Origin of the sequence: Micromonospora sp. A200 (genome assembly GCF_029893845.1) — a bacterium.
In the GTDB taxonomy this organism is placed as follows: Bacteria; Actinomycetota; Actinomycetes; order Mycobacteriales; family Micromonosporaceae; genus Micromonospora; species Micromonospora purpureochromogenes.
Genome location: NZ_JARXXY010000020.1, coordinates 110,740 through 122,811, shown reverse-complemented (window position 1 = coordinate 122,811; position 12,072 = coordinate 110,740). Strand labels below are relative to the sequence as shown.

General features: G+C 72.6%; 13 protein-coding genes and 1 pseudogene. 6 read left to right on the top strand and 8 right to left on the bottom strand.

The window, feature by feature from the left end:
* From M2302_RS20630 to M2302_RS20595, 8 genes and pseudogenes are all read right to left on the bottom strand, one after another.
* Positions 1 to 132 (bottom strand): annotated as a pseudogene (locus M2302_RS20630) (rhodanese-like domain-containing protein); the annotation flags it as partial.
* Between the two features lie 4 nt (positions 133 to 136).
* Positions 137 to 913: a phosphate ABC transporter ATP-binding protein PstB gene (gene pstB, locus M2302_RS20625; RefSeq protein ID WP_280839481.1), complete on the bottom strand. Its 777-nt coding sequence runs from the start codon at positions 911 to 913 to the stop codon at positions 137 to 139.
* A gap of 20 nt (positions 914 to 933) precedes the next feature.
* A complete protein-coding gene (pstA, locus tag M2302_RS20620) occupies positions 934 to 2,022 on the bottom strand; it encodes a phosphate ABC transporter permease PstA (RefSeq protein WP_280839480.1) in 1,089 nt (362 codons plus the stop codon).
* On the bottom strand, positions 2,019 to 3,113 hold the full coding sequence (gene pstC / locus M2302_RS20615; protein ID WP_280839479.1) for a phosphate ABC transporter permease subunit PstC: 1,095 nt from the start codon (positions 3,111 to 3,113) through the stop codon (positions 2,019 to 2,021). The genes pstA and pstC overlap by 4 nt, the downstream gene beginning before the upstream one ends.
* 44 nt (positions 3,114 to 3,157) lie before the next feature.
* Complete coding sequence (pstS, locus tag M2302_RS20610; protein WP_280839478.1) at positions 3,158 to 4,261, bottom strand: phosphate ABC transporter substrate-binding protein PstS; 1,104 nt, start codon at positions 4,259 to 4,261, stop codon at positions 3,158 to 3,160.
* 307 nt (positions 4,262 to 4,568) lie between these two features.
* Positions 4,569 to 5,492 (bottom strand): mycothiol synthase, encoded by a 924-nt coding sequence (mshD, locus tag M2302_RS20605; protein WP_280839477.1) that lies wholly within the window; start codon positions 5,490 to 5,492, stop codon positions 4,569 to 4,571.
* 31 nt (positions 5,493 to 5,523) lie between these two features.
* The gene (locus M2302_RS20600) at positions 5,524 to 6,387 is read right to left on the bottom strand and encodes a polysaccharide deacetylase family protein (protein ID WP_280839476.1); all 864 of its coding nucleotides are present in this window, start codon (positions 6,385 to 6,387) and stop codon (positions 5,524 to 5,526) included.
* 213 nt (positions 6,388 to 6,600) lie between these two features.
* The gene (locus M2302_RS20595) at positions 6,601 to 7,329 is read right to left on the bottom strand and encodes a response regulator transcription factor (RefSeq protein ID WP_280839475.1); all 729 of its coding nucleotides are present in this window, start codon (positions 7,327 to 7,329) and stop codon (positions 6,601 to 6,603) included.
* 249 nt (positions 7,330 to 7,578) lie between these two features.
* Between M2302_RS20595 and M2302_RS20590 the strand changes: the two genes are divergently transcribed.
* From M2302_RS20590 to M2302_RS20570, 6 genes are all read left to right on the top strand, one after another.
* Positions 7,579 to 8,625 carry a hypothetical protein gene (locus M2302_RS20590; protein ID WP_280839474.1) on the top strand — a complete coding sequence of 349 codons (1,047 nt, stop codon included), beginning with the start codon at positions 7,579 to 7,581 and terminating at the stop codon, positions 8,623 to 8,625.
* A 107-nt stretch (positions 8,626 to 8,732) separates the two neighbouring features.
* Positions 8,733 to 9,521, top strand: coding sequence for a DUF2993 domain-containing protein (locus tag M2302_RS20585; protein ID WP_280839473.1), 789 nt, complete (start codon positions 8,733 to 8,735; stop codon positions 9,519 to 9,521).
* 118 nt (positions 9,522 to 9,639) lie between these two features.
* Positions 9,640 to 9,717, top strand: a complete 78-nt coding sequence (locus M2302_RS33160) for an Ms5788A family Cys-rich leader peptide (protein ID WP_323135737.1) — start codon at positions 9,640 to 9,642, stop codon at positions 9,715 to 9,717.
* A gap of 203 nt (positions 9,718 to 9,920) precedes the next feature.
* Complete coding sequence (locus tag M2302_RS20580; protein WP_280839472.1) at positions 9,921 to 10,769, top strand: sulfurtransferase; 849 nt, start codon at positions 9,921 to 9,923, stop codon at positions 10,767 to 10,769.
* A gap of 1 nt (position 10,770) precedes the next feature.
* Positions 10,771 to 11,091, top strand: coding sequence for a DUF1416 domain-containing protein (locus tag M2302_RS20575; RefSeq protein WP_154941598.1), 321 nt, complete (start codon positions 10,771 to 10,773; stop codon positions 11,089 to 11,091).
* 120 nt (positions 11,092 to 11,211) lie between these two features.
* Positions 11,212 to 12,054: a hypothetical protein gene (locus M2302_RS20570; protein ID WP_280839471.1), complete on the top strand. Its 843-nt coding sequence runs from the start codon at positions 11,212 to 11,214 to the stop codon at positions 12,052 to 12,054.
* The last annotated feature ends 18 nt before the right edge of the window (positions 12,055 to 12,072 follow it).

Here is a 12,072-nt window from a genome sequence, read left to right as displayed (position 1 = left end):
CCCGCCGGAGCGGCAGATCACCGCGACGTCCCGGTCGGTGGGCACCTCGGCCAGCCGGGCCGGCAGCTCCATCATCGGCAGGTGGTGGGCGCCGGTCAGTGCGACCGACGCCCCTCGCGGACCGGGAACCAGCGGCTCAGCCGAAGCGGCCGGTGATGTAGTCCTCGGTCTTCTTCACGCTCGGGTTGCTGAAGATCTTCTGCGTGTTGTCGTACTCGATCAGCCGGCCCGGGTCGCCGGTCTTCTCGATGGAGAAGAAGGCGGTCCGGTCCGACACCCGGGCGGCCTGCTGCATGTTGTGCGTGACGATGATGATCGTGAACTTGTCCTTGAGCTGGAACATCAGGTCCTCGATGGCCAGCGTGGAGATCGGGTCCAGCGCCGAGCAGGGCTCGTCCATCAGCACCACCTGCGGCTCGACCGCGATCGTGCGGGCGATGCAGAGGCGCTGCTGCTGACCGCCGGAGAGGCCGGCGCCCGGCTTGCCGAGCCGGTCCTTCACCTCGTCCCAGAGGTTGGCCGAGCGCAGCGCCTTCTCGGCGGCCTCGTCCAGGATCGACTTCTTCCGGACGCCGTTGAGGCGCAGCCCGGCCACCACGTTCTCGAAGATGCTCATGGTCGGGAACGGGTTGGGCCGCTGGAAGACCATGCCGATCATGCGGCGCACCGCGGTGACGTCCACGTCCCGGTCGTAGATGTCCTGACCGTCGATGGTCAGGCTGCCCTCGACCCGGGCGCCGGGGAGCACCTCGTGCATCCGGTTGATCGAGCGCAGGAAGGTGGACTTGCCGCAGCCGGACGGACCGATCAGGGCGGTCACCGTCTTGGGCTCGACGGTCAGGTTGATGTTCTCGATCGCCTTGAAGCCGCCGTAGTAGGCGGTGACGTTGGTGGCGTCGATGCGCTTGGCCATGGTGGCGGTACCTCCGGGGATCATCGGGCGAGCCGGTTGCGACGGGCCAGCAACTTCGCCGCGATGGTGAGGACGAGTACGAGAGCGACCAGGGTCAACGCCGCGGTCCACGCCCGCGCCGGCGAGTACTTCGAGGCCTCGCCGGCCTGCTGGTAGACGAAGAGGGCCAGCGACGACTGGTTGTTCTCGAGCGGGTTGAAGTTGATCGCCGCGCCGCCGCCGGCGACGAGCAGCACCGGGGCGGTCTCGCCGGCGGCCCGCGCGACGGCGAGCATGATGCCGGTGACGATGCCCGGCAGCGCCGTCGGCACCACGACCCGCAGGATGGTCTTCCACTTCGGCACGCCGAGGGCGTACGCGCCCTCGCGCAGCGGCGCCGGGACGAGGCGCAGCATCTCCTCGGTGGAGCGGACCACGGTCGGCAGCATCAGCACGCTGAGCGCCAGCGCGGCGGCGAAACCGGAGAAGCCGGGCCGGCCGTCGTTGAACCACGGCGAGACGATCAGCACCCAGAACGCCAGCACGAAGAGGCCGGTGACGATCGACGGGATGCCGGTCATCACGTCGACGAAGAACCGGATCGCGAAGGCGAACCGGCCCCGCCCGTACTCGACCACGTAGATCGCGCAGAGCACCCCGAGCGGGACGGTGATCAGGGTGGCGATGCCGACCTGCTCCAGGGTGCCGACGATGGCGTGGTAGGCGCCGCCGTTGGCGTCCCGGGCCCCGATGTTGTTCATCGAGGTGCCGAAGAAGTTGCTGTCGAGGCGTTCCGTGCCCTTGCTGAAAAGCGTCCAGACCACCGAGGCCAGGGGCAGTACGGCCAGCACGAAGGCGGAGTGGATCAGCGCGCTCCAGGTGCGGTTGCGGGCCGACCGGCGGCCTTCGACCGCATTGGCGGCGGCGAAGAGCCCGGCCAGGTAGAACAGCGCGCCGACGACGACGACCAGGACCGGGCCGCCGAGGTCGGCGCCGTAGACGATCCCGGCGGCGAGCAGCAGGGCCGCCACCGCGATCGCGGGGGCGGCGTACGCGGGCAGGCGCCGGGCCCGCAGGGTCACCGGCTGCGCCGGCGGGCGGGGACGGTGTGAGGTGAGGGTTGTTGTCATGCGGCCGACTCCGTGAACTCGCGGCGGCGGTAGATGATCGCCCGGGCGGTGATGTTGACGATCAGGGTGATGGCGAAGAGGACCAGACCGGAGGCGATCAGCGCGCCCCGGCCGGTGTCGTTCGCCTCGGCGAACCGGTTGGCGATGTTCGCCGCGATGGTGTTGCCGCCGCTCTCGAGGATGTTGAACGAGATGGCGTAGGTGGAGCCGAGGGTCAGCGCCAGCGCGATGGTCTCGCCGAGCGCCCGGCCGAGGCCGAGCATGACGGCGGCGATGATGCCGGGCCGCCCGTACGGCAGCACCGCGGTGCGCAGCATCTCCCAGCGGGTGGCGCCCAGCGCGAGGGCGGCCTCCTCGTTGGCGGTCGGGGTCTGGAGGAAGACCTCCCGGGAGAGCGAGGTGACGATCGGCAGCACCATGATCGCCAGCACCACCGACCCGAGCAGGATCGAGTTCCCGAACGGTCCGTCGCCGCCGAAGATCGGGATCCAGCTGAAGTACTTGTTCAGCCACGCCGACAGGTCCGAGATGGGCCCGACGAAGTAGTCCCGGCCCCAGAGCCCGAAGACCACACTCGGCACGGCGGCCAGCAGGTCGATCAGGAATCCGAGACCGTTGCCCAGCCGGCGCGGGGCGTAGTGGGAGAGGTAGAGGGCGATGCCCAGCGCCACCGGCACGGCCATGAGCAGTGCCAGCAGCGCGGTGAGCACGGTGCCGAAGGCGAGCGCGCCGATGCCGAACGTGGGCGGGTTCTCGTTGGGGAACCAGCCCTCGAAGGTCCAGAAGTTCTCGGAGTTGGCCTGCAACGCGGGAACGGCCTTGGCGATCAGGAAGATCGCGATGGCCGCGATGATGACCAGCACGGCGGTTCCGGCGGCCAGGGTCAGGCCGCGGAACGCGCGTTCCGCACCGAAGGCCCGGGCCCGGGGCAGCGCGCCGCCGCCGCCCAGCCCGTCGCCGCCCGGAGTCCGGCCGCCACTGACGGAGGTCTCGGCCACACGCGCCGAGGCACCGGCGAGCCGGTCGTGACCTGAGGCCACGCTCGTCCCGCCGGTGCCGGCGTGTGCCGAGCGGTGAGGGGTTTCACCCATCTGCTCGCTCGCTTCGAATTGAGAGGTGGTGTCGCTCGGGAAGGTCAGCTGAGGTTCTTGACCGCGGCCTCGACCTTGGTGCGGACCGAGTCGGGCAGCGGGGCGTAGCCCAGCTCGACCAGGTCGGCCTGGCCCTCCGCGCTGGCGGCGTGGCCCAGCAGGCCCTTGACCAGCGGGAGCTTGTCGGCCGCGAGGCCCTTGCTGCAGACGATCTCGTAGGTCACCAGGACGATCGGGTAGGCCCCGGCCTCCTTGGTGCTGTAGTCGATCGACATCTTGAGGTCGTCGCCCTGGCCCTCGATCTTGGCCCCGGCGATGGTCTTGCCGGCGGACTCGGCGGTCAGCTCGGTGAACTCGCCGGCGCCGTTCTGGACCTTGGCCTTCTTGAGGCCCGAGTTCTCGGCGTAGGACCACTCGACGTAGCTGATCGTGCCGACGGTGCTCTTGACCTTGCTGGCCACGCCGTCCGACTTCGCGGCGCCGACGCCACCCGGGGCCTTCCACGCCTTGTTGTTGCCGAAGGTCCAGTCCGCGGTGGCGGTCTTGGAGAGGTACTTGGTGAAGTTGTCCGTGGTGCCGGACTCGTCGGAGCGGTGCACCGTCTGGATCGCGGCGGCCGGCAGCTTCGCGTTCGGGTTGTCGGCCTTGATGGCCGCGTCGTCCCACTTGGTGACCTTGCCGGCGAAGATCTTCGCGAGCGTGGTCGGGGTGAGCTGGAGGTTGTCCACGCCGTCGACGTTGTAGACGACCGCGACCGGGCCGATCACCATCGGGAGGTTGAGCGCCTGGCCGCCCGCGCACTTGGCATCGGCCTGCGGCTTCTCCTCCTCCTTCAGGGCGGAGTCGGAGCCGGCGAAGTCGGCGGTGCCGGCGATGAAGGCCTGGATGCCGGCGCCCGAGCCGGTCGGCTCGTAGTTGACCGTCGTACCGGCGCACTTCTGCTGGTACGCCTTGATCCACTCAGCCATGGCGTTCTTCTGCGCGGAGGAGCCCTGCGCGTTCAGCGTGCCCTTGGCGCAGTCCGCCGCACTGGCGGAACCCGAGGCGGACGTGCCGGTCGGCTCGTTGTTGTCCGAGCCGCATGCACTGAGACCGAGCACCGCGGTAAGAGCGAGGCAGGCGATGGTGCCGTGCCGCTGGAGCTTCACCTGAGGGGTTTCCCTTCACGTCTTTGGTCAGGTCGCCCGGAAGGGGCCCGGGCGCCGGCGCTGACCGGCTGACACGAAAGCTAGGAGTGCCAGGTAGACGGTGCGCCGGTCAGAAGTGAACGGAAGATGAACAAGCGCGGCCGACGGGGTGGCCACGGCCTGAGGACTGGTTGTCCGATAGGTGAACTGCCGGCCTACTATCGCCATTTATCCGACTTGCCGGGACGGCCGTTATCCCGCCGATGCGCCGCCGTTACCGCGCGGTGACCGCCCGGACGGCCCCGATCGCCGACGACCTCTGAGGTGATCAGCCCAGCTGGTAGTTGACGTGCCCGCACCAGCGGGCGAAACCGATCCGCTCGTAGAGTGCCACCGCGCTGGTGTTCGACTCGTCGACGTAGAGCATCACCCGGTCCAGCCCGCGTGCGTCCCGCAGGTGGGCCAGGCCGGCGGTGGTCAGTGCCCGGCCGAGCCCACCGCCGTGCGCCGACGGGTCCACCCCGAGCACGTAGACCTCGCCGATCCGGGCCGAGCCGGGACGTTCGTGCACCTTGGTCCAGTGGAAGCCGAGCAGACGGCCGCTGGCCTCCTCGACGGCGAGCAGGAAACCGGCCGGGTCGAACCACGGTTCGACCAGCCGGGCGCGCAGGTCGGCCGGGGTCCACCGGCCCTGCTCCGGGTGCGCGGCGAAGGCGCGGGTGTTCAGCGCGAGCCAGGCCTCGTCGTCCGCGCCGGGGCGGAAGGCGCGCAGCACGACGCCGTCCGGCAGCCGGGGCGCGGGCAGCGCGGCGGCCAGCGAGCGGCGCAGCTGCCAGAGCACCCGGGCGCGGGTGAAGCCCAGGTCGACGGCGAGCGCCGCGGCGGAGGGGTGGTCCCCGTGCGCCCAGGCCCGCACCGGCCCGGACGCCGCCGCCAGCACGCCCCGGGCCAGCGCCCGGCCGGTGCCCCGCCGCCGGTACGCCGGATGGACCGCCAGCTCCGCGCCGACGCCGGCCGGGTCGGAGGTGTCCACGTGGGCGTACCCGGTCAGGGTGCCGTCGGCGGCGCGGGCGGTCAGGTGCACGGCCGGTGCCTCCGGGTCCCGCAGCCGCAGCAGCGTGTGCTCGTCGAACGGGTCCGCGCCGTCGGCGTCGCCGGCGAGGCGGGCCAGCGCCAGGGCCTCGGCCACCTCGGCCGGGGCGAGTCGGTCGGCCCGGGCCACCCGGTCGGTCGTCGATTCCGCGCTGCTCACCCCGTCACCGTAGCCCCATCGGCGCGGGGGCTCAGGTGGCGCCGTCGACCGGTAGTGCCTCCAGGCGGAAGCGGCTGGTCAGGTCGGGCAGGATCTGACGCAGCGCGTCGACCGTCCCCTGCCGGTCCCCGCCGGCGTCGTGCAACAGCACGATCGAGCCGGGCCCGACGCCCTGGGTGACCTGGGTGGCGATCCGGGCGGCGCCGGGGACCTCCCAGTCCGACGGGTCCACGTTCCAGTGCAGCGAGGTCATTCCCAGCTCCTGGGCGACCGACACCACCGGGTACGTCCAGGCGCCGCCGGGCTGCCGGTACCAGGCGATGGGGGCGTCGGGCACGGCGTCGTGGATCGCCTGGTTGGTCCGCAGCAGGTCGGCGCGGATCGTGGCGGGGGAGCGCTGGCCCAGTTGCACGTCGTGCTGCCAGGTGTGGTTGCACAGGGTGTGCCCGTCGGCCACGATCGCCCGGATCAGGTCCGGGTGGGCCTGCACGTTCTCGCCGACCACGCAGAAGGTGGCCCGGACGTGGAACTGACGGAGGATCTCCAGCACCTGCGGGGTGTACTGCGGGTCCGGCCCGTCGTCGAAGGTGAGCGCCACCTCGGGGGAGCCGGTGCTCATCCGGGTGCCGAACGGGCCGTCGTCCGGGTTCTCGGTCGCGCGAGGGGCGTCGGGCTCCTGGCCGGCCTCGGCGCGGCCCGACGGCGCGTCCGCGGGGATGCCGGACCCGGGCGACTGGTCGGCGTACTCGGTGTCGTGGACGCTGGCCGTGACGCCGGTCCGGGGCCGGGGCTGGTCGGGGAGCAGGCTCCGACCGAGCGCGTACGCGGAGCCGAGCAGGGCGGCCAGCACGAGGACGACGACGCCCACGGCGCGGCCGGTGTTCCGGGGGCCCATCAGTGCCACCGCCGGTGTGGACCGTGGGCCGGTCCCCTCTTCGCCCCCGTGGTCAGTGCCCGCACCGTCGCCCCCTCTCGCCGCCAACTCGCCCTGAGAATAGGGCTGACAAGAAGGGCAAAAGGGGCGGATCGGAAACAGTGCTCCGGACGGGTGGAACCGCGACGATCGCGGCTCAAACCGGCGATGCGGCCCGATCGTGCAGACCGGTGATCAGGCGTGCTCCGCCCGGGCCGGGCGCGGGGTGTGCTCCGCCTCCGGCAGCGACCGCGACGGCGGGACCACGAACTTGTAGCCCACCTGGCGGACCGTGCCGATCATGGACTCGTACTCCGAGCCGAGCTTGGCCCGCAGCCGCCGGACGTGCACGTCCACCGTCCGGGTGCCGCCGAAGTAGTCGTACCCCCAGACCTCGCGGAGCAGCTGGTCCCGGGTGAAGACCCGGCCCGGGTGCTGGGCCAGGAACTTCAGCAGCTCGAACTCCTTGTAGGTGAGGTCGAGCGGCCGGCCCTTGAGCTTCGCCGCGTAGGTGTCCGGGTCGATGGTCAGCTCGCCGGCCCGGATCGAGCCGCCGGCGCCGGCGGTGGCGTTGCTGATCCGGCCGACCGCGAGGCGCAACCGGGCCTCCACCTCGGCCGGGCCGGCGCTGGCCAGGATGACGTCGTCCACGCCCCAGTCGGCGTTCAACGCGATCAGCCCCGCCTCGGTCACCACCGCCACCAGCGGCACGCCGAGGCCGGTGGCGTGCAGCATCCGGCAGGTCGCCCGCGCCTCGCTCAGCTCGGACCGCGCGTCCACCAGCACCGCGTCCGGGCTCGGACCGGCGACCAGGGTGCGGACGTCACGGGGTGCGGTGCGGACCGAATGCGGCAGCAGGTCGAGCGCCGGCAGCACTGCCGATGGTTCACCTGCGCGCGCGGTCACCAGCAACAGGATCTCCACACGATCACCTCCGTCCGGCGGCGGCGAAGCCGCGCGCGACCAGCGGCAGCCCGGAGGGCGTGGCGCTGCGAACTGCGGGGGTCCCGGCGTCGCTGACGGGCGGGTAACGGCTTGAGCGTAACCGATGGCCCAGGTGAGCCCCGCTCGTCCTTTCCTGTTTGTCGGTTGTGCCCATGATCGCGCCGCAGGTTTTAACGTTGCCGAAACCGTGACCTCCGCCGGAGCCACCTGGTCTGGCACGATCGGGGCGTGTTTCCCTCCACCTCGCCCGAGACCGGCCGTGACCCGTGGCCCGACGACGCCCGTTCGGGGCCGGCCGGCCCCGCCCGTGGCCTCCCGCCCGGCCCGCGTACCGGGCCGACCGACGACGGTGAGCCGCGGCGCGGGCGCGGGCCGCGCCGGGCCCGCAAGGGCGGCGCGCCCCGCCGGCCCGACGACGAGGCGGCGGAGCCGGAGGCGGAGGTCGTCGAGCCGGTCGACGTGCGCAAGCCGCTCTCGCTGACCGTCGCGGGTTTCGCCGCGCTGCTCGGAGTGGGCCTGGTGCTCGGCGCCCAGACCGCCGGGCCGGGGCACCGGCTGCCCTTCGCCTTCATCGTCTTCGGCGTGCAGCTGCTCTTCGTCCTGGCCTGGACGATGGCCATGCGCCCGCCCGCCCTGCTGCTGGTCGCGGTGGTCAGCGCCGCCGTCGCCGGCGCGGCGGACGTCGCCGCGGTGCAGTCGGACATCGCCGCCCTCGCACCGCTCGGATACGTCGCGGCGGGCGGATTCCTGCTCGGCGTGCTGGGTCAGCTCGTCCGCCGGGTGGACCGGATCCGGGTCACCGACTCGCTCGGCACCACCCTGCTCATCGTGGTCGGGGTGGTCGCGTTCGCCACCCTGATCACGCTCAGCCGGATCCCGGCCGGCACCCAGGCGATCACCGTCTGCCTGGCCGCCACCGGGGTCGCGCTCACCGTCGCCCGGCTCACCGACGCCGTGCTGCCCTGGCCCCGGCTCGCCCCGCAGGTGCCGCGGGGCGCGGCCGGCGTGGTGGCCGGGGCGATGATCGGCACCCTGACCAGCGCGGTGCTCGGCAGCTACCTGGTCGGCTTCACCCCGACCAGCGCCGCGCTGATCGGCCTGGTCACCGCCGCCACCGCCGTGCTGGCCGACCTCGCCGTCGGGTACGCCGAGGCGGGCCGCCTGATGGCCGGCGAGCCGCCGACGCTGTGGATCGCCCGGCACATGCAGGGCCCGCTCGGCGGGTTCGCGCTCGCCGCGCCGGCCGCGTACGCCATGTGCGTGCTGTTCCTCTGACCTACGGTTGAGCGTCACGGCGGTCGGGTACCAACGGTGCGCCCGCGCCGGTGGCGCGGTGGACACGGACGTCGCGGGACAGCGACGGCGACGGACGAGGAGGCGGCGTGGCAGAGGCGTACCCCGCGTACGAGGAGCGTCCCCGGCGGCGGGGGCGCAAGGTGCTGGTCACGCTGGTCGTCCTCCTGCTGCTCCTGGTCGGGCTGCTGGTCGTGGCCGACCGGGTGGCGGCCGGGGTGGCCGAGCGCGCCATCGCCGACCAGGTGAAGCAGGAGGTCGCCAAGCAGGACGCCCAGTCCGCCCCGCCCAAGGTCGACGTCGGCGGCTTCCCGTTCCTGACCCAGGTGCTCGACGGCCGCTACGAGCGGATCTCCATCGTGCTGACCGACGTGCGGGGTTCGGTCGAGGGCAACGCGGTGAGCGTGCCCCGGTTGGACGTGGACGCCCGGAACGTGCGGGCCTCGCTGGACACCCTCCGCTCCGGCAGCGGCGACGTGGTCGCCGAGAAGGTCGACGGCACCGGCACCGTCACCTACGACAGTCTGGCCGCCCTGCTGGACCGCCCCGGTCTGAAGCTCGGCGAGCAGAACGGCAAGCTCGCGGTGACCGCCCCGGTGGACATCCTCGGGCAGAAGCTCACCGTCACCGGCACCGCCGACGTGACCGTGGCCGAGGGCAACAAGGTCGCGCTGCGCTTCAACGACCTGACCGCCGAGGGGCTGCCGGCGGTGCCGCTGGCCCGGACGCTGCTGAGCAACTACGCCAAGGGCATCTCGATCGACGTGCCCCTGCCCGAGCTGCCGTTCCAGCTCAACGTCCGCAAGGTCGAGCCCAGGCCGGAGGGCCTGGTGGTGACCGCCGACGCGGCGAACGTACCGATCAACTCGGCCCGCTGACCAGGCAACCGCACGACGGCCCGGCCTCCCGGCCGGGCCGTCGTCGTGTCCCCCGTCGTGTCCCGCATGCTGGTCGGACCGGTGGCGCTCTCCGGGACGGCTGCTAGGCTCCCTGCTCATGGGGACGCACCTCACCAAACGGCGCGCGGTCGACCTGTGCCGCGTGGCCACCTGCCTGTGTCGCTCCGTCATCTGACGGCGGGGCTGTCTCCGGCCGCCTAGCGGCCAACCGGCTTCAGGGTCTCTCCACCCTCCGGTGCTCTTCCCACCGCACGCCCGGCAGCGGCGCCGTCGCACGAACCCGTGATCCGTTCCTCTATGGGTCCCGCGCGTGGTGCGACAATCACCGATTTCGATCCCGCGCAGGCTCACCATCCATCCTCACCAGGGAGTGATTCGATGAGTCGCGACACCGCACTCGTCTCGGCCGAGTGGGCCGAGAAGAACATCGACGCCCCGGGCGTCGTCTTCGTCGAGGTCGACGAGGACACCTCGGCGTACGACACCGGCCACATCGCCGGCGCGATCAAGCTGGACTGGCGGACCGACCTGCAGGACCCGGTCCGTCGGGACTTCGTCAACAAGACCCAGTTCGAGGCGCTGCTCTCCGAGCGGGGCATCGCCAACGACGACACCGTGATCCTGTACGGCGGCAACAACAACTGGTTCGCCGCGTACGCCTACTGGTACTTCAAGCTGTACGGCCACCGGGACGTCAAGCTGCTCGACGGCGGCCGCAAGAAGTGGGAGCTGGACGCCCGCCCGCTGGTCGCCGACCCGGTGACCCGCCCCCGGACCCAGTACGTCGCGCAGGAGCCGGACGCCTCGATCCGCGCCTTCCGCGACGAGGTGGTCGACGCCATCGGCACCAGGAACCTGGTCGACGTGCGCAGCCCCGACGAGTACGCCGGCCGGCTGCTCGCCCCCGCCCACCTGCCGCAGGAGCAGGCACAGCGGGCCGGCCACGTGCCCACCGCGATCAGCGTGCCGTGGTCGAAGGCGGCCAACGAGGACGGCACCTTCAAGTCCGACGACGAGCTGCGCCGGATCTACGCCGACGCCGGGCTGGACGACGGTAAGGAGACCATCGCCTACTGCCGGATCGGTGAGCGCTCCTCGCACACCTGGTTCGTGCTCCAGGAGCTGCTCGGCCACCGCAACGTGAAGAACTACGACGGATCCTGGACCGAGTACGGCTCGCTGGTCGGCGTGCCGGTGGCGCTCGGCGACGAGCCTGGGGAGGCCTGAGATGACTGCACCCACCGCCGCGGGTTGCGCCGCTCCCGACCAGGCCGCGCCGCTGCCGGCCAGTCTGGACCTGGAGAAGGAAACCGTCATCACCGGTGTGGTCCGCTCCGACGCGGGCGAGACCGTGCCGGGCGCGTACGTCCGGCTGCTCGACTCGACCGGTGAGTTCACCGCCGAGGTGGTCACCTCTCCGGCCGGGCAGTTCCGGTTCTTCGCCGCGCCGGGCAGCTGGACGCTGCGGGCGCTGTCCCGGCACGGCAACGGCGACACCGCCGTGACCGCCGGACGGGGCATCAACGAGGTCTCGGTGACCGTCGCCTGACCCACGCTCTGATCGGCCCGGGGCCGGTCACCCACCCGGGGTGACCGGCCCCGGTCGTCCGCCCGGCTTCCGCCGCAGGGGGCGGCCGGCCCGACGGCGGGCGCGTGACACGATGGGCGGGTGAGCGGTGCTGTCCAGGCGGGGTGGGCCCCGCCGAGTGGTCCTTCCGAGCCGGCGCCCACCCGAGGGTGGCCGCGCTGGCTGCTGGCGGTGACCGTGCTCTGGGCGGTGCTGCTGGGCGCGCTGACCTGGTGGTCCGTGCGGCACGATCCGCCGACCGTGCGCGAGCAGCGCACCCTCGCCGAGGCCGGACCGGTGGTCGACCGGGCGGTCGGCCGCCTCGTCGCCGCCACCGGTGACGGGGCCTGGCAGTTGGCCGCGCCGCGGTTCGACCGGGGCTGTCGGGTCACCCCGATGGACGACGGCGCGTCGCTGGCCCGGGATCTGGACGTGGTGGTGGCCGAGGGCGGGGAACGGGCGCTGCTGGAGGCGGTCGCCAAACGGCTCCCCGCGGACTGGCGCGCCGGCGTCCACCTCGGCTCCGACGGTCCCCGGCTGCGGGCCGACGCCGGTGAGTTCGTCGCGGTGCACGGCCGGGTGGTCACCCCCGGCCGGGTCCGGCTGACGGTGGACACCGGTTGCCGCCCGGACGACGTGGCATACGCGACACTCCTTCCCGGCTACGCCGGCGAGCCGGCCCTGGACGAGGCGCTGCGCGCGCTCGGCCGTCCGGCGGGCACCCCGGAACAGGTCGTCGCGCCCTGCCCCGGCGGCGGGCTCGCCCGGACCAGCTGGGTCGCAGCCGGGTCCGCGCCGGCGCCGCTGGCGGGGCTGAAGCCGCTGGCCGCCGGCGGCGCGGTGGTGGACACCCCCGAGGTGTACGCCTACCGGCGCGGCACGGCCGTCGTTCTGGCCGACGCGACCGGCGAGCAGGTCCGGGTCTCCGCCTCCACCGGCTGCTGATCCCGCTCGGCCCCGGCG

Bases quoted from the DNA above. Each gene is read 5' to 3' on its own strand.
- M2302_RS20575 (WP_154941598.1), top strand. From the start codon at position 10,771: ATGACTGCACCCACCGCCGCGGGTTGCGCCGCTCCCGACCAGGCCGCG.
- M2302_RS20600 (WP_280839476.1), bottom strand. From the start codon at position 6,387: ATGGGCCCCCGGAACACCGGCCGCGCCGTGGGCGTCGTCGTCCTCGTG.
- M2302_RS33160 (WP_323135737.1), top strand. From the start codon at position 9,640: ATGGGGACGCACCTCACCAAACGGCGCGCGGTCGACCTGTGCCGCGTG.
- M2302_RS20580 (WP_280839472.1), top strand. From the start codon at position 9,921: ATGAGTCGCGACACCGCACTCGTCTCGGCCGAGTGGGCCGAGAAGAAC.
- pstA (WP_280839480.1), bottom strand. From the start codon at position 2,022: ATGACAACAACCCTCACCTCACACCGTCCCCGCCCGCCGGCGCAGCCG.
- pstC (WP_280839479.1), bottom strand. From the start codon at position 3,113: ATGGGTGAAACCCCTCACCGCTCGGCACACGCCGGCACCGGCGGGACG.
- pstB (WP_280839481.1), bottom strand. From the start codon at position 913: ATGGCCAAGCGCATCGACGCCACCAACGTCACCGCCTACTACGGCGGC.